We start from the raw sequence: 20,022 nt of genomic DNA, 5'->3' as shown, positions 1-20,022 counted from the left end.
GCGGCCCTCCCGGCGAGTAGGGTGACGCTCCATCAGGTCATGTGACCCGGACTCTTGACTCTGTACCCGGCAGTAGCGATTCTCGACCCAATGCTTGCGCGGGACATGACAAACAGGTGCCAGGGCGGCCACGCCTCCGGTGGACCGTGTCCTCGACCGCGCCCTCCGCCGACCGAGGACGTGAGTAGTGGCCCTGACCCGAGAACCACGAAGCCAACGACCGGAGGCGCGCCGCCACCGCCGGCGCAAGCCGATCGCGATCCTGTCCCTGCTCCTCGGCCTGCTCGCCATGGCCCTCGGCCCCGCTCCGGGAGCGGCCGCCGACAACGGCTGGTGGAACCCCACCGCACGACCCGCCCCCGACTCCCAGATCAACGTGACCGGCGAGCCCTTCAAGGGCACCGACGCCCAGGGCAACGTCCGGGGCTTCGTCGACGCGCACGACCACATCATGTCCAACGAGGGCTTCGGCGGCCGTCTGATCTGCGGAAAGCCCTTCTCCGACGCCGGGATCGCCGACGCACTCAAGGACTGCCCCGAGCACTACCCCGACGGCAGCCTCGCGATCTTCGACTTCATCACCAAGGGCGGCGACGGCAAGCACGACCCCGACGGCTGGCCCACCTTCAAGGACTGGCCCGCCCACGACTCGCTGACCCACCAGCAGAACTACTACGCCTGGATCGAGCGCGCCTGGCGCGGCGGCCAGCGCGTCCTCGTCAACGACCTCGTCACCAACGGGGTGATCTGCTCGGTCTACTTCTTCAAGGACCGCGGCTGCGACGAGATGACCGCCATCCGCCTGGAGGCGCGCAAGACCTACGACATGCAGGCCTACGTCGACAAGATGTACGGCGGCCCCGGCAAGGGCTGGTTCCGCATCGTCACCGACTCCGCCCAGGCCCGCGAGGTGATCAAGCAGGGCAAGCTGGCCGTGGTCCTCGGCGTCGAGACCTCCGAACCCTTCGGCTGCAAGCAGATCCTGGACATCGCCCAGTGCAGCAAGCAGGACATCGACCGCGGCCTCGACGAGCTGTACAACCTCGGCGTGCGCAGCATGTTCCTGTGCCACAAGTTCGACAACGCCCTGTGCGGGGTCCGCTTCGACGAGGGCGCGCTCGGAACGGCCATCAACGTCGGGCAGTTCCTGTCGACCGGCACCTTCTGGAAGACCGAGCAGTGCGCCGGCCCGCAGCACGACAACCCCATCGGCCTGGCCCCCGCGGCCGCCGCCGAGAAGGAGCTGCCGGCGGGCGTGAGCGTGCCCTCGTACGCCTCGGGCGCCCAGTGCAACACCCGCGGCCTCACCGACCTCGGTGACTACGCGGTGCGCGGCATGATGAAACGCAAGATGATGCTCGAACTCGACCACATGAGCGTGAAGGCGGCCGGCCAGGCCTTCGACATCCTCGAGACCGAGTCGTACCCCGGCGTGATCTCCTCGCACAGCTGGATGGACCTGGGCTGGACCGAGCGGCTCTACAAGCTCGGCGGTTTCATCGCCCAGTACATGGGCGGCGCCGAGGGCTTCAGCGCCGAGGCCAAGCGGACCGACGCGCTGCGCGAGAAGTACGACGTCGGCTACGGCTACGGCACCGACATGAACGGCGTCGGCGGCTGGCCCGGCCCGCGCGGGGCGACCACGCCCAACCCGGTCACGTACCCCTTCCGCAGCACCGACGGCGGGTCGGTCATCGACAAACAGACCACCGGCCAGCGCACGTGGGACCTCAACACCGACGGCGCCTCGCACTACGGCCTGGTGCCCGACTGGATCGAGGACATCCGGCTGGTCGGCGGACAGGACGTGGTGGACGACCTGTTCAAGGGCGCCGAGTCCTACCTGCGCACCTGGGGCAACTCCGAGCAGCACAAGGCCGGGGTGAACCTCGCGGCGGGCACGGCCGCATCGGCGAGCTCCGCCGAGTGGAACCCGTTCGTCAGCTACGCGCCCGGCAGGGCCGTGGACGGCGACCGGGGCAGCCGCTGGGCGAGCGACTGGAGCGACGACCAGTGGGTGCAGTTCGACCTGGGCTCCCCGTCCCTGGTCAAGCGGGTCACCCTCGAATGGGAGCGCGCTTACGGGAAGTCGTACCGCATCGAGCTCTCCCCCGACGGCACCAACTGGCAGACGGCCTGGTCCACGGCGAGCGGCGACGGCGGCCTGGACACGGCCCAGTTCGCGGGCGTCCCGGCCCGGTACGTACGCGTCCACGGAGCGGGACGCGGCACCCAGTGGGGTTACTCCCTGTACGAAGTCGGCGTATACAGCAGCTGACGGCGCCGAGCGGGGTGTCCGGGGGCCGGGGCGCCCGCGGACGCCCCGCTCGGGGCGCACCGGAACGAAGGGGAACCCGTACATGGCACGGATGCCGTTGACCGACCGGCGCAGGCAGCTGACGGAGGCGGCGATCCGCGCGATGACCCGCGACGGGGTGTCGCGGACGACGACCCGGTCCATCGCCGCCGAGGCCGGGGTCTCCCTGAGCGTCTTCCACTACTGCTTCGACTCCAAGCAGGCGCTCCTGGAGTCGGTCATCGAGACCATCACCGCGCACTACGTCACCCTCGTGAAGGCCGCGATCGTGCCGAGGCCGACGCTGCGGGAGACCATCCGGGCCGGCTTCCAGGCGTACTGGGACCACGTGGCGGCCAGCCCCGGCGCACACCTGCTCACCTACGAGCTCACCCAGTACGCGCTGCGCCAACCGGAGTTCGGGCACCTGGCGCGCAAACAGTACGAGTCCTACTGCGATGCCTACGCCGAGCTGCTCGAAGAGCTGCGCCGGATCACCCCGTTCGAGCTGAGCGTGCCGGTGGCCGTGCTGGCCCGCTATCTGGCGGCCATGACGGACGGGGTGACCCTGAACTTCCTGGTCCTCGGCGACGACAAGGCCGCCGCCGAGATCCTGGACATGGTCACCGATCACGTGGCCGGTCTCGTCCGGATCGACTGACCATCCCTCAGGCCGCGACCCGGTAGCGGTTGCAGTACGAGTCGTGGCAGAGGAAGGAACCCCCGCGCATCGCGCGGGAGGGGTGGCCCGGGGCGAACGGGTCGGAGCACCACTCCCAGACGTTGCCCACCGCGCTGTACAGGCCGGGGCCGTTGGGCCGGTACGACGTCACGGAGACGGTGCCGAGGTGCGGGCCGGTATGCAGGGTGGGGACGTCAGTCCAGGGTCGGGTGCGCCTCCGGATGCTCGTCCCACCAGACCCGGTGGAAGGGGTTGTTGTCCACATTGGCCAGGTACGCGTAGGCGGCCGAACGGTAGAAGAGCTCCGCCTGCCGGGCCGAGACCGTCGAGCGGTTCCACGCCATCCGGATGCGCCCCGTGACCGGCGCCCCGATCAGCGGACGCATCACCGTGCCCGCCACGGCGGGTGCGGTGGGCTGGCTGAGGGAGACGGCGCGGCCCGCGGAGATCAGGTCGTACTGCATCATGCGGTCGGTGATCCGGTAGCGCAGCGCGGGGACGAACCCGGCTTTGGCGCAGGCCTCGACCAGCGCCTCGGGTCCGCCGTCGTCGTCCTCCACCAGGGTCATCCACTGCTCGTCGGCGAGGTCGGCGAGGTCGAGGGCCTCCAGCCGGGCCAGCGGGTGCCGGGCTGACATCCGGATGCAGAAGGGCTCCTTGGGTACCAGGGTGCGGGCCGCCACTCCCCCGGGCAGCGGCACCTCGTGGTCGTTCACCTCGCCGTACACGATGACGTCGTAGCGGCCCGCGCCGAGCATCCGTACCAGCGCGGTCGCCGAGTCCTCGATGTCCACGGTGATCTCCCGGCCCGACAGGGCCAGGTCCTGCCGGGCGATCAGTCCGTCGATCAGCACCAGCAGGATGCAGCCCAGGCGCAGCGGGGCGTCGGTCGTCCGGGCCCGCGCCTCCGAGCCGAGGGCGTCCATCTCGCTGAGCACCCGGCGCGCCTTGGCCAGGACGAACTGGCCGAGCGGAGTGGGTTCGACGCCGAGCCGGCCGCGGACGAAGAGTTCGCCGCCGGTGACCCGCTCGATCCGGCGCAGTTGGGCGGAGAGTGCCGGCTGGGACACCCCGAGCAGCCGCGCCGCACCCCCCAGGCTGCCGGTCTCGGCTATCTGGCAGACGGCTTGCAGATGTCTCAACTCCAGCTGCATTCCGGCAGCTTACGCAGCGTCACGCCCAGGCACCATAACGCCGGTCTTATGCCCGCAGGGATGTCCCGAACTGGTCATGAACACGCCCATACTCGGCCGCGAACAGCCAGACCGCCTTTCCCCGCTCCTCCCCATCCCCCCACACGATCGGAGTGGACTCTTGCAGCCCACCAGATGGATGGCCGCCCTCACGGCCATGGTGCTGACCACGGGCCTCGCCGGCACGCTGGCCACCACCGCCACCGCCTCGCAGAACGCGGATCCCCTCCCGCCCACCGCTGCCGAACGGGCGGTCGCCGCGGCCGACGCGGCCGTGCGCAGCGGGCTCGACAGCCTGGTCAACTCCCCCCAGGAGCAGTACGACCGGCGCCTGGTCACCCCCTGGGTGAAGGACCTCTACTCCGTCGCGTACGAGCGCAGCTACCGGGGCCTGCCGGTCGTCGGCGGCGACGCGGTGGTCCTCGCCGACGGCGAGGGCCGGGTACGCGCCGTCCAGTCGGCCTCCGCGACCGTGATCGACGTGGCCACCACGGCGACGGTCACGGCCCAGGCCGCCGAGGCCCTCTCGCGCGCCGAGCAGGTCAAGACCGACAAGGTGGAGAGCCGCCGGCTCGTCGTCAAGCTCAAGGACGACAAGGCGGTGCTGGCCTGGGAGACCGTGCTGACCGGACGGACCGCCAAGGCGCCGAGCAAGCTCCACGTGTTCGTGGACGCCCGCACCGGCAAGGTCGTCGACCGCTTCGACGAGGTGGTCGCGGGCAGCGGCAACAGCAAGTGGAACGGCCCCAACCCGCTGACCATCGACACCACGGCCTCGGGCGGCACGTACTCCCTGCGCGACCCGAACCGGACCGCTCTGAGCTGCGCCGACTACAGCTCGGGCACGGTCTTCTCGAAGTCCACCGACTCCTGGGGCACCGGCAACCCCACCTCCAAGGAGACCGGCTGTACGGACCTGATGTTCGCGGCGCAGAAGCAGTGGGACATGTTGGGCCAGTGGCTCGGCCGCAACGGCGTCAACGGCAGCGGCCGCAGCTTCCCGGCCAAGGTCGGGCTCAACGACGTCAACGCGTACTGGGACGGCAGCTCCGTCACCATCGGCCACAACAACGCCAACGAGTGGATCGCCAGCGTGGACGTGGTGGCCCACGAGTACGGGCACGCCATCGACTCCACCACCCCCGGCGGCACCAGCGGCCAGGAGTCCGGGCTCGGCGAGGCCACCGGTGACATCTTCGGCGCGCTGACCGAGGCCTACATCAACCAGCCCTCGCCGTACGACACTCCGGACTACCTCGTCGGCGAGACGATCAACCTGGTGGGCAGCGGGCCGATCCGGAACATGTACAACCCGGCGGCCGTCAACAACGATCCGGCCTGCTACAGCTCCTCCATACCGGGTACCGAGGTGCACGCGGCGGCCGGCCCGATGAACCACTGGTTCTACCTGCTCGCCGAGGGCACCAGCCCGGGCGGCGGCAAACCGAACAGCAGCACCTGCAACCAGACCACGCTGACCGGCGTGGGCATCCAGACCGCCGGCAAGATCTTCTACGGCGGCATGCTGCTGAAGACCTCCAGCATGTCCTACAAGAAGTACCGGACGGCGACGCTCAGTTCCGCCAAGTCGCTGGACACCACCTGCGGGCTGTTCACCAAGACCAAGGCCGCCTGGGACGCGATCAGCGTGCCGGCGCAGCCCGCGGACCCGACCTGCACCCCGAGCGGCCAGAACAGTGACTTCACGCTGGCGCTGAACCCGTCCTCGGGCACCGTCCAGCAGGGCGCCTCGGCCACCACCACGGTCTCCACGGCCATCTCCACGGGCACGGCCCAGCAGGTGACCCTCACCGCGTCCGGCCTGCCGGCCGGGGTCACCGCCTCCTTCAGCCCGGCCACCGTGCAGTCCGGCCAGTCCTCGACGCTGACGCTGACCGCCTCCTCCAGCGCGGCCCCCGGATCCTCGACCGTCGTGGTCAAGGGCCAGGGCACCAGCCTCTCGCACACCGTCGACTACGCGCTCACCGTCGGCGGCACCACGCCCAACCCCGGCGCGCCGAACATCGACGTGGCCGCCGTCCAGGCGCACTTGACCCAGTTCAGCACGATCGCCTCCCAGAACGGCGGCAACCGCCGTGCGGGCAGTGCCGGTTACACGGCGTCGGTGGCGTACATCAAGGGCAAGCTGCAGGCCGCCGGGTACACGGTGACCGAGCAGAACTGCAGCTCGTGCACCTACCCGTCGAACAACCTGATCGCCGACTGGCCCGGCGGCCCCGCCGACCAGACGATCATGTTCGGCGCGCACCTCGACAGCGTCTCGGCGGGTCCGGGCATCAACGACAACGCCTCGGGCTCCGCGACCCTGCTGGAGAACGCGCTCGTCCTCGCCCAGAAGAACCCGACCATGACCAAGCACGTGCGCTTCGCCTGGTGGACCGACGAGGAGCAGGGCCTCAACGGTTCGAGGTTCTACGTCAACCAGCTCTCCAGCACCCAGAGGTCGGCCATCAAGGCCTACTACAACTTCGACATGGTCGGCTCCACCAACGGCGGCTATTTCATCAACAACGTCAACTCCACGGCGGCCGCCCCGCTCAAGGCGTACTGGACCTCCCTGAACCTCGCTCCCGAGGAGAACACTGAGGGCCAGGGCCGCAGTGACGACTACTCCTTCCAGCAGGGCGGCATCCCCACCTCCGGCTACGCGGCCGGCGCCAGTGCCCGCAAGACCTCGGCCCAGGCCGCGAAGTGGGGCGGCACCGCGAACGCGGCGTACGACCCCTGCTACCACGCGTCCTGCGACACCACGAACAACATCAGCGCCACCGTCCTGGACCGCAGCGCCGACGGCGTGGCCTACACCGTCTGGAACCAGGCCGTCGGCGGCACCACCCCCGGCCCGGACTTCTCGATCAGCGCCTCCCCGGCCACCGGCAGCGCCGCCCAGGGCGGCAGCGCCACCTCCACGATCAACACCGCGACCGTCAGCGGGGCCGCCCAGACCGTCGCCCTGTCGGTGACCGGCGCCCCGGCCGGCACGACCGCCTCGCTGAGCCCCGCCTCGGTCCAGTCGGGCAGCTCCTCCACGCTCTCCGTCCAGGTCGGCGCGAGCACCGCGCCCGGCACGTACACCCTGACCGTCACCGGCACGGGCTCGGTCAGCCACACCACCACCTACACCCTGACCGTCACCGGCACCGGCCCCTCCTGCACCCCGCGCCAGCTCGTCGCCAACGGCGGGTTCGAGAGCGGCACCGCCCCGTGGACCACCACCTCCAACGTCATCACCAACCAGGCCGGCCAGACCCCGCACGGCGGCACCTACAAGGCCTGGCTCAACGGCTACGGCACGTCCCGCACGGACAACGCCTCGCAGTCCGTGACCATCCCGGCCGGCTGCGCCTCGTACCAGCTCGGCTTCTACCTGCACATCGACACCGCCGAGACCGAGAACACCGTCTACGACACCTTCACGGTCTCGGTGGGCGGACAGACGCTGGCGACCCTGTCCAACGTGAACGCGGCCTCCGGCTACCAGCTCAAGACGTACGACGTCTCCCGGTTCGCCGGCCAGACGGTCACCCTGAAGTTCCAGGGCGTGGAGGACGCCTCCCTGCAGACCTCCTTCGTCGTGGACGACGTCACCCTCCAGGTGAGCTGACGCCCCCGGCACCCTGAGCCCCACCCGGGCGGCACCCGCTCCGGCCCCACGGCCGGAGCGGGTGCCGCCCGGCCGTGCGCGGTGTATGCAGGAGGCATGGACCCCTCACCGGCGCACCCGCGCACCCGCAGGCTCCGGGAATCACGCGCGGTGCTGCTGCCGGTCCCGTTCGCGCTGATCGCCGTGGTCACGGTGGTCGACGTGCTGGCCCCGCCCGAGGTCCACCTGGGCCCCTTCCTGGCGGCCGCCCCCGCCCTCACCGCTTCCTTCGCCGGTCCGCGCATGACCGGTTTCGTCGGGGCCGTGGCGGTCCTCGCGCAGGTGGCGGTGGCCATCGTGCGGACCTCCCTGACCGACCTCAACCACACCTTCCAGATCATCGCCCTCATCCTGATCTCGGTCTTCGTCACCTTCTTCGCACACCTGCGCGAAGTGCACGAGGGGCAGCTCACCCGGCTGCGTTCCCTGGCGGTCGCGGCGCAGCAGGTGGTCCTACGACCGCTGCGCGACCGGATGGGCCCGCTGCGGATCGCCTCGGTGTACCTGTCGGCCGAAGCCGAGGCGCAGATCGGCGGCGACCTGTACGCGGCCGCCCGTACCGCCGACGGCACCCGGCTGATCATCGGCGACGTCCGCGGCAAGGGGCTGGAGGCGGTCGGCGACGCCGCGATCGTCCTCGGCGCCTTCCGGGCCGCCGCCCATCTGGAGGCCGACCTGCCGGGGCTGGTCGGCTACCTGGAGGCCGCCGTGGCCGCCGACCCGGACCGGGGCGCGGACGGCCCCGGGGGGTCGGGCCGGCCGGACGAGGGGTTCACCACGGCGGCGGTGCTCGACATTCCCGACGGGGAGCCGTCGCTGCGGTTGGTCAGCTGCGGGCACCCGCCGCCGCTGCTGCTGCGCGGGGGCCGCGTCGTCCCCCTCCAGGTGGACCGTCCGGCTCCGCCGCTGGGTCTGTCCGAGTTCGTGGACACCGGCTTCACCCCGCAGTCCTTCTCCTTCGAGCCGGGGGACGTGGTCCTGCTGTACACGGACGGCGTCATCGAGGCCCGTGACGCGTCGGGGGCCTTCTACCCCCTGCCGGAGCGGGTCGCGGACCGGCCCGGCGACGGGCCGGAAGCCCTCCTGCGCCACCTGTGCGCGGACCTGCTCGCCCACACCCCGGACGGCCTCCTGGGCGACGACGCGGCGATGGTGGCCATCCAGCGGATCTGATCCGCGCCATCGCTGCCGACCGCCCGCGGCCGTGGTCACGCTGAATGCACGATCCACCGTGCATCGCATCGAAGGCCGAATCCCCCTTCCGCCTGCCGGATGCGTACCGCCAGGTGGCTCCCGCGGCGTGGGTCTCGGTGGCGTCCAGGAGGCGGGCCGGCCCGAAGTCCCGCCGATGTGGTGCACCAGCTCGTAGCGCGCCCAGCACGCGGTGGACGCTCATTAATCCAGCCGCCCCTTCTCCAGTGGCGACCACCCCTCCAGGGCGGACGCGGCGGCCGGTCCGCTGTGCCACCCGCGAGCAGGAGCGACAATTCGGCGAGCCCCCGCGACAGCACGCGCACCCCCTCGGTCTGTTCACGAACCGCCCGGGCGCGCAGCCTGTGCCGTCGGATCGGTACGTGCCCCAGCCCGGCCACGGCGAGCAACCCGAATACCACGCAGTCGCGGGCGCCCAGGCGGGGGCCGTGAGCTCACTCTGCGGCAGCGCGATGGCTCGGAGCTCCCGCCCGAGTTCTTCAACATGCCTGTGTGGTCCGGCACTTCCTCCATGGTCTCCCCATGTCGTCGGCCTCCGTGAATCCCGGCCATAATCCGGATGGAGCGGCAGCCGCGGGTCTAATCTGAACCGGTTGCGCACCGCCCTCCCGAGGAGAAGACGATGGACGTGGAGTTCAGTCCGCTCAACAGGCTCTTCTTCGGGCGCGACGACGCCGAGAGCGATGTCGCCAGCGGTCTCCTCAACGGTGCGGTCTTCCAGCAAACACGCGCCTACGAGGCCGCGCTCTCCGGTCGGAAGTCGTTGATCATCGGCCGCAAGGGAGCGGGCAAGAGCGCCATCTGCCGCTGGCTGGCGGGTCCTGACGGACACCCGGGCAGCACCATCCTCATCACTCCGGACGATGCGGCCGGCGACGAGATCCGCCGGTTCGAACTCCAAGGAGTGACGGGCGACACCGCGAAGTCACTCATCTGGCGCTACGTGTTCGCCGTCCACGCGGCCCGCCACCTGTCCACGCACGCCCGAGCCGCCCACGGGTGGAGGATCCCCGCCTCGGTCCGGGCGCTGCGCCGGTTCCTCGAAGCGAACGACGAGGCCGGCGAGGAACAGCTCTACGACCGACTGCGCCGAGGCATACGGAGCCTGCAGTCGGCGACGCTTTCCCTCAAGGCATTCGGTGTGGAGGCCGGCGTCGACGTCAGCGGTGCCTCCGAGGGCGCGCGGGCGGGCCGTCAGCTGGAGGTCCTGGAGAATGGGGTGGCGGCGGCCTTCGCGGAACTCGGCTGCGCCACCGCGCACCCGCCCCTCCTGTTCCTCGTCGACCAGTTGGAACAGGTGTGGCGGATCGACCCCGAGAGCCACGCGCTGGTCACGGGCCTGCTCCTCGCCAGCAAGCAAGTGATCGACCACTACGGCAGCGCCGTGCGCTGCACGTTGTTCATCCGCGCCGACATCTACGACACGCTGAATTTCGGCGACGGCGACAAGTTCCACAGCGACGAACTGCGGATCTCATGGACTCCGCAGGCCTTGGACGACTTGGCACTGGCGCGCGCGTCCGCCTCCCTCGGGCTCCCCCTCACGGCAGGCCAGTTATGGGGACAGTTGCTCCCCGGCACCGTCCTCGGGGAGCCCACCGCCGCGTACCTGCTCCGCCGGTCCCTGCCCAGGCCCCGCGACATCATCCAGTTCCTCAACCAGTGCCGGGACGTCGCGGACGAGCGCGGCAACCGGTGGGTCTGCGAAGCGGACGTCCTCGACGCCACCGAGCAGTTCTCCCGTTGGAAGCTGGAGGACCTGGCGAAGGAATACGGCGTGGTCCACCCGTACCTCAGGTCTCTGTTCCCCCTGTTCGAGAACTCGGGGTACGTGGTGATGCGCCAGGCCCTGGAGGAGCGTTTCACCCAGGTGCGCGGGCGGCTCTTGGAGGGCTTCGGGGACTACACCGACAGCCTGACCTCGCAGGGGCTTCTCGACGTCCTCTACGGAACGGGCTTCCTCGGCGTCAAACGGGGCAACGACGTGGTGTACTCCGGCAGCATCCAGTCTCCCCCGCAGGCGGGGGAGACCGAGTTCCACATCCATCCTTGCTTCCGGCCCGCCCTGGGGAGCCGCGAACCCGTCTCCTTCGCCCCGTACACCGCCTACACGGGGCGGAACACGCTGGTCGGCTCCAACCAGACGCTGATCGTGACCGCCGGATCCGACGTATCCCTTCCCGTGAACCGGGACGCCCAGCTGCTCGACGAGGTGATCCGGTCCTGCGACCGGCTGCTGCGCCAGCTGCTCCGCGCCGGGCTTCCGGACGACATCCACACGGAGGTCGAGGCCCAGCTCGGCCGGGTTCTGGCCGACGCCCGCGACCTCCGCGACGGCCTCGCGGAGATCGGCCACGACGGCGTGGCCCGACACGTGATCACCGCTTCCGGATACTTCGGGCGGCTCGCCGCGCGGCTCGGCGAGCAGGGCATCCGCGAGGAGCCGATCACCCGACGGCTCGAGGACGAGGCACGTGAGCTCATCCTGGTCCTGGGCGGCGCTGCGGGCCGTGGCACGGGATCGGACTCCGGGAACTGACCGGGGGCCGGCCCGGCGCGCGTGCCGGCCCCCGCGGTGGGTCAGCCGCGGTCGCGGACCGCGACGATGCCGTTGAAGACGCCCACGTAGGCCGTCCCGTCGGGGCCCAGGGTGATCGGGGCCCAGTTGTTGTCGTACAGCGGGCCGGTGCCCGTCAGCTGACGCCAGCGGCGCTCACCGGTGCGGAAGTCGACGGCCGTGAGGTACCAGGCGTCGATCCCCCAGAAGTTCGGCTCCTTCTCGTAGAAGTAGAGCAGCCCGTTCGCGGTGGAGAGCTTCGGGACCACGGAGGGCGAGCGGATCGCGCTCTGCCAGACCGTGTCGCAGCCGCTGCCGTCGGGGCGGACGTCGATGCGGCTGACGCCGCCGACGACCGACTTGCCGAGCACCAGTGACGTGACGTTCTCGTAGCCGTAGTTGTTCTCGACGACGATGCTGTTGCCCCAGGTGATCAGGGAGTTGTCGGTGGTCGAGGCACCCGATCCGAAGACCGGGACCTTGCACACCAGCCGCCGGCCCGCGGGCACGTCCCGTCCCCGCTTGAAGACCAGCACGTTCATCCGGTCGTCGGCGTTGTCGGTGATCGCGACGTAGCCGTTGCCGAAGAGGTCCGGAGTGGTGCCCGAACCCTGGTTGACCGAGCCGGGCTTGGTTCCCGTACCCCGGTCGTAGGTCTGGCGCCACTGCGCGACGGGGGTGCCGTCTGCGGAGGCGGTGAAGCTGTAGAGCGCGTGGTCGGTAACGATGGAGACCCCGTCCTCGCCGACCGAGAAGGAGTTCTGGATCTCCTCCCCCGCCAGCCGGACCGAGCGGATCACCGAGGTCGCCGGGTCCACGGTGCCGACGCGACCCTGGCGGGTGACCCACCAGATGCGGCCGTTCCAGTCGGGCATCACCGAGGTGACCGGGTCACAGGTGCCGGTGGGCCACAGGTTTGTCCAGTCGACGCAGTCGTGCGGGACCTGGCCGGTGAGGTCCCAGTCGTTGTCGACCTCGAACTGCCAGGACCCGTCGGGCTGCTGTACGTGCGAGAGCCTCAGGACGTGCTGGCGGGAGTCGGCCAGCACCGCCCGGTCCTGGTTGTCCAGGTAGAAGTAGGCGCCGCCCGAGGTGTCCTTGAAGATCTTCGAGAAGTCGAGCGAGGTGATCGCCTGGACCGTCGAGGAACGCTGCGGGAGCTGGTACTCCGCGAGCGTGGCGAGCGTACGGGGCTCCAGCAGTTTGACCTTGAAGCCGCTGAAGGTGCCGCACACCGTGACCAGCCGGCCGCCCGAGTCGAAGGTGGCCGTGGCGCATTCGCCGCCAAGGGCGGCGATCTTCTCGCTGGTCACCTCAGGGTTCTTGCCGAGCGGCCCGGCCCAGGGCGAGGTGGCGCTGCCCGCCGCGTCGGATTGCATGCCGCTCCGGCCGTTGGGCGCGAGGAAGGGGTGCTGCGGCGGGGCTTCGCCGGGCAGCGGCGCGGCCGCGGCCGGGGCGCCCTCGTAATGGCTGACCAGGCGGTGGCCAGGTGCCAGGGGTATCTCATCGGCGGTGGCCGGCGAGCTCCCGTACAACACCGCGCATGCGGCGAGAGCCGGCGCCACGGCGCAGTTCAGCGCTCTTCGGAACATCCGGACTTCCTCCCTTGTCCTCGGCTTTATTGACGTTGCGTATGACATCGCGCCGCGGCCAGACGCTAGGTCGCACTGCCTGAGGAGTCCATGGAAGAGCCGGATGATTCACGAAGGCGCAACAGTTGATCAACTCACGGGCGGGGGAGGGCGGGTGCCGGTACCGCGTGCGGGTCAGGGCTTGAAGCCGCTGACCACGTTCGCCGTGGCCGAGACCCCGTTGTGGATGGTCTGCGCGAGGCTGCTGCTCGCGAGGTAGAAGCCGAGCAGGACGCAGACGAGCGCGTGCGACAGCTTGAGGCCGCCGCCGCGCATGAAGATCCACGCGAGGACGAGGAGCAGGACGAGGACGGAGAGGGAGATCACCATCGGAACACCTCCTTACGCGCCGCCATGGTGGCGCAGCGGGAGGGCCCTTCGGGCGAAACTAGTGTCCGCCAAACGGGTGTTGACAGTCCGTGACCGGTGTTCAGCCCTTGACGATCTCTCCCCAGTGGACCGTACGCCCGCACCAGCGGCCGAGCAGAACGGGGTCGTGCCCCACCGCCAGCAGGCCAGCGCCGGACTCCGCCCGGTACTCCTCCACCACGGCCACCAGCGCGGCGGTGGTGGACGCGTCGAGCATGGCGGTCATCTCGTCGCACACCAGCCAGCTCGGCCGGAGCACCAATGCCCGTGCCACACAGGCTCGTTGCAATTGGCCGTCGCTGACCTCGTGGGGCCGCCGGTCGAGCAGGTCCGTGCCCAGGCCGACCCGGTCCGCCAATTCGGGCACGGTGGAGCCGATTTCGCTACGCCGGCCCGTCGCCCGGAGCGGTTCGGCGACGAGCTCGCGCAGCCGGAGCCGGGGGTCCGCCGCCAGCCGGGGCTGCTGGAACACCATCCCGACCGAGGTGCGCAGGGCGCGCGGTGCCCGGTGCCGGAAACCGGTCACCGCGCGGCCGTCGAAGGCCACGCTCCCCCGGTCGGGCCGGTGCAGCAGCGCGGCGACCCTGGCCAGGGTGGACTTGCCGCAGCCGCTGGGGCCGAGCAGTCCGAGGGAGTCGCCGGGGGCGAGACTCAGGTGGGCGCCGCGCACGACGGGGGCCCGGCGGTCGTAGCCCGCGGTGATGTCGGTGAGCTCAAGCATGGTGGCAGGCCGCCCCTTCGGTGAGCGCGGGCCGCTCGGCCCGGCAGCGGGAGTCGGCGCGCGGACAGCGGGCGGCGAAGGCGCAGCCGGGCGGGAGCGCGCCGAGCTCGGGCGGGGCCCCCGGGATCGGGGCGAAGGCCCGCTCCGGGAGGGCGTCGAGGAGCCCGCGGGCGTAGGGGTGGCGGGGGCCCTGAGCGCCGAAGAAGGCTCCGGCGGGGGCGGTTTCCACGATGCGGCCCGCGTACATGACGGCCACCGTGTCGGCGATGCGCTGGGCCGCCCCGAGGTCGTGCGTGATCATCAGCAGCGCACGGCCCGCGTCCCGGGTGTGGGCGCGCAGCTCGTCGACCGTGCGGTGGACCAGGTCCCGGTCGAGGCCGGTGGTCGGCTCGTCGGCGAGCAGCAGGGACGCGTCGCCGATCAGCGCGAGCGCGGTGGCGGCGCGCTGGGCGAGCCCGCCGGAGAGCTCGTGGGGATGGCGGTCGAGGTGGCCGGCGGGGAAGGCCGCCCGGTGGGCCGCCGACTCGGCCGCTTCCCGCAGCTCCGGCCGGGCGGTCCCGGTCAGTTCGCGGACCGTCTCCTCAAGGTGGGAGCGGATGGTGCGGACCGGGGTGAGGTGCGCGGCCGGGCTCTGCGGGACCAGCCCGACGCGGCGGCCCCGGATGCTCCGGGCGAGGGTGCGCTCGTCGAGGGCGAGCAGGTCGGTCCCGTCGGCGAGCCGGGCCGATCCGGCGGTCTCGGCGTTGCCGGGGAGCAGGCCGAGGAGGGCGGAGGCGAGCACGGACTTGCCGCAGCCGCTCTCTCCGACGAGCGCGAGGCACGCGCCGGGGGCCAGGGCGAGGGTGGCGTCGGTGACGGCCGCGACGTACCGGCCGCCGCGCATCCGGAAGCGGACGGAGAGCCGGTCCAGCTCGAGCACGGGCCGGGTGGTGCCCCGCCCCGGGCCCCGCGTGGCACCAGCCGAATCCGACTCCGGTGCCGAGGGGGTGTGGGTCTTCACGGACTGGGCTCCTTCACAGGCTGAGCTCCGAGCGGCGGCGGGGGTTGAGGCGCTCCCGCCAGGCGCCCGCCAGGCCCGCGATGGCCAGGGTCGGGACGATCAGGAGGAGGCCGGGGAAGAGCGTGGGCCACCAGTCGCCGGCGAGCAGCGAACCGCGGGCCGTCTGGACCAGGTTGCCCAGGCTCGCCTGGTGCGCCGGCAGGCCGAGGCCCAGGAAGGACAGGGCCGACTCGTGCCACATGGCGTGCGGGATCATCAGGACGGCCGCGAGCCCGGCCTGCGGCAGCACTCCGGGCACCAGGTGGCGTACGGTCACCCGCCACCGCGAGGCGCCGCCGGAGACGGCCGCGTCCAGATACGGCCGCGAGCGGAGCGAGAGGACCTCCGCGCGGACGATGCGGGCCGTGGACAGCCAGTGGGTCAGGGCCACGGAGACGACCACCGGCCACACCCCCGGGCGGAACATCGCCACGATGAAGACGCCGAGCAGCAGGTGCGGGATCGAGGACAGTGCGTCCACCACCCGCATGACGCACCGGTCCGGCCACCCGCCGAGCGCCCCGGCGAGGGCGCCGACCGCCGTGCCGAGGACGGAGGCGACCAGCGCGGCCACCAGCCCGACCAGCAGCGAGACGCGCAGCCCGTACACGCAGCGCAGGAACAGGTCGCGGCCCACGTCGTCGGTGCCGAAGGGGTGCGCCCAGGAGGGCGGCAGGAGCTTTGCCGACAAGTCGACCGCCTGCTGGTCGAGCTGGACCAGCGGCGGCACGAGCAGCACCGCCAGCGCGACGAGGACGACGATCACCGCCGAGGTCCGCACCCGCAGGGTCCGGGTGGAGCCGCGGTCGCGGCCGCGCGGCCGCCAGAGCTGTGCTCCGATCGCTTCGGTCGTGTCAGCCATCGAAGCCCACCCTCGGGTCCGCCAGCCCGTAGAGCAGGTCGGACAGCAGGTTCCCGGCCAGCACGGCCGCCGTGGCCAGGACCGTCAGCGCGGCCAGCAGCGGGAAGTCCACCGAGGTCGCGGCCTGGACGGTGGCCGCGGCGATGCCGGGCCAGCTGAAGACGGTCTCCACCAGCAGCGCGCCGGTGATCAGCTCCGGCACCCGCGACCCGATCAGGGTCAGCATCGGGAGCATGCCGGCGCGCAGCCCGTGGCCGAGCAGCACCCGGCGCTCCGCCAGGCCCCGCGCGCGGGCGCCCCGTACGGGGTCCTCCTCCAGCGCGTCGGCCACGCCCTGTCTGACGTACAGGAAGAACCAGGGCAGTTGGGAGATGCCGAGGACCAGCGCGGGCAGCACGAGGTGCCGGGCCACCTGCACGGCGGTGACCACGTCGCTGCCCGCGTCCGTGAGGCCGCCGGACGGCAGTGCGCCCAGGCGCACCGAGAAGAACCAGATGGCGAGCAGGCCCAGCCAGAAGGCCGGGGCCGCTTCGAGGGTGTACGCGAGCCCGGAGACGGCGCGGTCCAGCCGCCCGCCCTGCCGGCGCGCGGCCAGGACGCCGAGCACGGTGCCCAGCAGGACGGCGACGGCGAAGGCGCACAGGGCGAGCAGGACGGACCAACCGAGCCGTTCGGCGATGACGTCGGAGACGGGCTGGCGCATGGCGGCGGAGGTGCCGAGGTCCCCGGTCAGCGCCGAGGTGAGCCACTCCCACCAGCGCGTGAGCAGGGGTTGGTCGACGCCGAGGTTGGCCCGGAGCTGGTCGAGTCCGGCTTGGGAGGCGGTGAGCCCGGCGGTGCCGGCGTACGCCTTGACGGGGTCGAAGGGGGACAGCGCGGCGACCGCGAAGACCCCGAAGGTCACGACGAGCAGGACCGGTCCGGCGAACAGCGTCCGCCGGCCGGCCATGCGCGCCATCGGCCCCCAGGGGAGACGGTGGAGACGGCTCACCGCTGCTTCGGCTTCCAGCTCTCGACGTTCCACCAGGGGCCGGCTCCGAGGCCGTGGTCGTGCGGCTCGACCTGGGTGGAGGGCCCGGCCCACCGGTCGCCCACGACGTAGAGGTGGTCGATGTGGGTGAGGTAGACGTAGCCGGGGTTCTTGACCAGCTCGCGCTGGACCGTGTCGTACGCGGCCTTGCGCACGGCCGGGTCCGCGCTCCGGCGGCCGTCGAGCAGCGCCTTGTCGACGGCCGGGTTGTCGTACCGGGCCATGTTGTTGAAGCCGTCGCCCGCGAGCGCCGAGTTGAGCGTCAGGTACTGGTCGAAGTCCGGGTCGGCCGGGGAGCCGCCGCCCGCGAGGACCGCGTCGGTGCGCATCCGGGGCTCGATGACCTCCCAGCTGCCGGACTCGGTGGTGACCTGGATGCCGGCCTTCTTGGCGTCGGAGGCGAAGGCGAGCGCGTGGTCCTGGCGGAGCTTGTCGCCGGAGGGGTACCAGAGCGGGAAGGCGGCCCGGATCCCGTTCCTGGCGCGGATGCCGTCGGCGCCGGGGATCCAGCCGGCGTCGTCGAGGATCTTCCCGGCCCTGGCGAGGTCGTACGGGCGCTCGGTGCCGGCGGCGAACCAGGGGCTGCCGGTCGGGACGGGCCCGTAGGCGGCCTTGCCCGCGCCTTCCAGGAGCTTGTCGACCAGGGCGCCGCGGTCCACGGCGATGTCCAGGGCCCGGCGGACGGCCGTGTCCCCGGTGACGGGGTGCTCGGTCGGCAGGGTGACGCTGCGGTGGTCGAAGGTCGTGGCGGCGTAGGTCTTGCGCGCCGTGTCGGCCGCGAACCCCTCGGCCAGGTTCGGCGGCAGGACGGCCCCGTCCAGTTCGCCGGAGCGCAGCCGGGTGGCGCGTACGTCGTCGTCCTTGATGACCGCCATGGTGAACTTCTTCACCGCGGGCTCGCCGCCCCAGTAGGACGGGTTGGCCCTGAAGCTCAGTTTCTCGCCCTTGGACCAGGCGGTGAGCACGTACGGTCCGGTGCCGATGGGCTTGGTGGTGAACTCGCCGCTGTTGACGTCCTGTCCGCCCGCGACGTGCTCGGGGGCGATGGGCAGGACGGTGCGCTCGGCGAAGGGGGCGTAGGGGTACTTCAGGGTGAAGACGACGGCGTCTTCGCCGCGGGCCGTGACGGCCGCGATCGCGTCGAGCTCGGACTTCGAGGCGTTGTTCGTCTTCGCGTCGAGGATCGTCCGGTAGGTGAAGACGACGTCCTTGGCGCCGAAGGGCCGTCCGTCGCTGAACCGCACGCCCCGGCGGAGCGGGTAGGTGTACGTGAGCCGGTCCGCGGAGACCTCCGGGAGGGCCTCGGCCAGGGCGGGCTTCAGGTTCATGTCCGCGTCGTGCGTCAGCAGTCCGTCGAAGATCTTCGAGTTGCCGTCCTTGCCGTAGCCCAGCAGCGGGCTGAGGCTCTCGGGCTCGGTGGCTATGCCGACCACCGCGGAGTCGGCCGCCCCGGCGCCCGCCGTGGCACCTCCCCCGGGGTTCGAACAGGCCGCCGCTCCAGTGACGATCACCGCGGCCGCGGTCGCCCCGGCCATTCCCCGTACGGTCCGGGCCTTCATGTGGTGCACATCCTTAGTTATTGCAAAGAGCTCGCAATACTGCCAGACGGGAGCGGGAGAACACGAACCGGGCCGCGCCGGGGGGAAGGGGCCGCGCAGGGGTCTTGCCCGGCCACCGCGGAGCGTGCCATATATGTCTAGACCTTTCCGAGGAGCCGGAAGACCGGAGAAGAGGGCGCCCGCCGTGCACGACCCCGCACCCCGCACCGCGCCGCACCCGCCGCGCCGCTCCCGGCCGGCGTCCGCCCGGAGAGCGGCGCCCGCCCTCGCCCTGGCCCTCGCGGCGGCCGCGCTGACGGCGTGCGGACCCTCCGACAGCACGCCCCCGCCGGTCCCGGCCGGACTCACGGCGCAGGCCGGCAGCGCCACGTCCGTGCACGTCATGTGGGAGTCGCCGGCGCCGGCCGACGGAGTGACCTCCTTCCTCGTCTACCAGAAGGACCGCCTGGTCCGTGAACTGCCCGCCGACAAGACGATGACCGACATCACCGGCCTCACCCCGCGGACGGCCTACACGTTCACGGTGCGAGCCCGGGACGCCGCCGGTAACACCTCCCCGGCCGGCCCGGCCGCCTCGGCCACCACCCCCGCCGCGACGGCCGAGGACCGGCTGCCCCCGACCGCCCCGCCCCGTACGGACGGCCAGGCCCTGGGGCCCACCTCCGCCCGGCTGACCTGGGCCGCGGCCACCGACGACACGGCCGTCACCGCGTACGACGTCTACCAGGGCGACGCCCGGATCCACACGGTCGGCCCCGGCTCCACCACGACGGTCCTGGAGGACCTCCGGCCCGACAGCGCGTACACCTTCACCGTCCGGGCCCGCGACGGCGCCGACAACTCCTCCCCCGCCGGCCCCGCCGCGGACGTGACCACCCCGCCGGGGCCCGGGCAGCGGACCGGCACCGCTCCGGCCGAGTTCGCGGCGGCCGCCTCGCCGGGCGCGGTCACCCTCTCCTGGACCGCCCCGGCGACCGGCCGCGAGACCAGCGAGTACGAGCTCTACGTCAACGGCCGCCCCACCACGGTCATCCAGTTCGGTGCGGGCGCCGTCCCGGCCGGCCGGGCGGAGCACCGGCTCACGGTCGCCGAACCGCCCGGAACCGTATGGACGGTGAAGCTCCGGGCCCGGCTTCCCGACGGCACCTGGGGCGCCTTCTCCGCCGAGCGGCGGATCACACTGGCCCCCTGAACGGCCCACTGCGGA

General features: G+C 71.7%; 14 protein-coding genes and 1 pseudogene. 6 read left to right on the top strand and 9 right to left on the bottom strand.

Annotated elements, in window-relative coordinates; translation table 11 throughout:
* Positions 1–289 precede the first annotated feature (289 nt).
* A complete protein-coding gene (locus tag AC6CKD_RS31300) occupies positions 290–2,278 on the top strand; it encodes a galactose-binding domain-containing protein (RefSeq protein WP_498332056.1) in 1,989 nt (662 codons plus the stop codon).
* An 82-nt stretch (positions 2,279–2,360) separates the two neighbouring features.
* Positions 2,361–2,957, top strand: a complete 597-nt coding sequence (locus tag AC6CKD_RS31295; RefSeq protein ID WP_498332009.1) for a TetR/AcrR family transcriptional regulator — start codon at positions 2,361–2,363, stop codon at positions 2,955–2,957.
* A 10-nt stretch (positions 2,958–2,967) separates the two neighbouring features.
* Here the strand turns inward: AC6CKD_RS31295 and AC6CKD_RS31290 are convergent.
* Together AC6CKD_RS31290 and AC6CKD_RS31285 are read right to left on the bottom strand one after the other, a co-directional pair.
* A pseudogene (locus AC6CKD_RS31290) lies at positions 2,968–3,147 on the bottom strand (SUMF1/EgtB/PvdO family nonheme iron enzyme); the annotation flags it as partial.
* 25 nt (positions 3,148–3,172) lie between these two features.
* Positions 3,173–4,132 carry a LysR family transcriptional regulator gene (locus AC6CKD_RS31285; protein WP_498332007.1) on the bottom strand — a complete coding sequence of 320 codons (960 nt, stop codon included), beginning with the start codon at positions 4,130–4,132 and terminating at the stop codon, positions 3,173–3,175.
* Between the two features lie 178 nt (positions 4,133–4,310).
* On the opposite strand from AC6CKD_RS31285, the gene AC6CKD_RS31280 reads away from it, so the two are divergent.
* From AC6CKD_RS31280 to AC6CKD_RS31270, 3 genes are all read left to right on the top strand, one after another.
* Positions 4,311–7,796, top strand: coding sequence for a M28 family peptidase (locus AC6CKD_RS31280; RefSeq protein WP_498332053.1), 3,486 nt, complete (start codon positions 4,311–4,313; stop codon positions 7,794–7,796).
* Between the two features lie 96 nt (positions 7,797–7,892).
* Entirely contained in the window at positions 7,893–9,008 is a 1,116-nt protein-coding gene (locus AC6CKD_RS31275) for a PP2C family protein-serine/threonine phosphatase (protein ID WP_498332006.1), read from the top strand.
* A 661-nt stretch (positions 9,009–9,669) separates the two neighbouring features.
* Positions 9,670–11,586: a P-loop ATPase, Sll1717 family gene (locus AC6CKD_RS31270; protein ID WP_498332004.1), complete on the top strand. Its 1,917-nt coding sequence runs from the start codon at positions 9,670–9,672 to the stop codon at positions 11,584–11,586.
* Positions 11,587–11,627: 41 nt separating this feature from the next.
* Here the strand turns inward: AC6CKD_RS31270 and AC6CKD_RS31265 are convergent, their stop codons facing one another.
* The 7 genes from AC6CKD_RS31265 to AC6CKD_RS31235 all read right to left on the bottom strand — a co-directional run bounded on the left by AC6CKD_RS31265 (position 11,628) and on the right by AC6CKD_RS31235 (position 18,815).
* Positions 11,628–13,196 (bottom strand): hypothetical protein, encoded by a 1,569-nt coding sequence (locus AC6CKD_RS31265; RefSeq protein WP_498332003.1) that lies wholly within the window; start codon positions 13,194–13,196, stop codon positions 11,628–11,630.
* A 174-nt stretch (positions 13,197–13,370) separates the two neighbouring features.
* Positions 13,371–13,565 (bottom strand): hypothetical protein, encoded by a 195-nt coding sequence (locus AC6CKD_RS31260; protein WP_243341740.1) that lies wholly within the window; start codon positions 13,563–13,565, stop codon positions 13,371–13,373.
* Positions 13,566–13,665: 100 nt separating this feature from the next.
* On the bottom strand, positions 13,666–14,325 hold the full coding sequence (locus AC6CKD_RS31255) for an ABC transporter ATP-binding protein (RefSeq protein ID WP_498332001.1): 660 nt from the start codon (positions 14,323–14,325) through the stop codon (positions 13,666–13,668).
* The gene (locus AC6CKD_RS31250) at positions 14,318–15,208 is read right to left on the bottom strand and encodes an ABC transporter ATP-binding protein (RefSeq protein ID WP_498332049.1); all 891 of its coding nucleotides are present in this window, start codon (positions 15,206–15,208) and stop codon (positions 14,318–14,320) included. Before AC6CKD_RS31250 ends, AC6CKD_RS31255 begins: the two co-directional genes overlap by 8 nt.
* Positions 15,209–15,338: 130 nt before the next feature.
* The gene (locus tag AC6CKD_RS31245) at positions 15,339–16,226 is read right to left on the bottom strand and encodes an ABC transporter permease (RefSeq protein ID WP_498332000.1); all 888 of its coding nucleotides are present in this window, start codon (positions 16,224–16,226) and stop codon (positions 15,339–15,341) included.
* On the bottom strand, positions 16,219–17,184 hold the full coding sequence (locus tag AC6CKD_RS31240) for an ABC transporter permease (RefSeq protein ID WP_498331998.1): 966 nt from the start codon (positions 17,182–17,184) through the stop codon (positions 16,219–16,221). Before AC6CKD_RS31240 ends, AC6CKD_RS31245 begins: the two co-directional genes overlap by 8 nt.
* 29 nt (positions 17,185–17,213) lie before the next feature.
* Positions 17,214–18,815: an ABC transporter substrate-binding protein gene (locus AC6CKD_RS31235; RefSeq protein ID WP_498331996.1), complete on the bottom strand. Its 1,602-nt coding sequence runs from the start codon at positions 18,813–18,815 to the stop codon at positions 17,214–17,216.
* A 184-nt stretch (positions 18,816–18,999) separates the two neighbouring features.
* On the opposite strand from AC6CKD_RS31235, the gene AC6CKD_RS31230 reads away from it, so the two are divergent.
* Positions 19,000–20,007 carry a fibronectin type III domain-containing protein gene (locus tag AC6CKD_RS31230; protein ID WP_498331994.1) on the top strand — a complete coding sequence of 336 codons (1,008 nt, stop codon included), beginning with the start codon at positions 19,000–19,002 and terminating at the stop codon, positions 20,005–20,007.
* The last annotated feature ends 15 nt before the right edge of the window (positions 20,008–20,022 follow it).

It is taken from the genome of Streptomyces sp. GQ60 (assembly GCF_059758875.1).
This window is presented reverse-complemented; position numbering and strand designations above follow the sequence as displayed.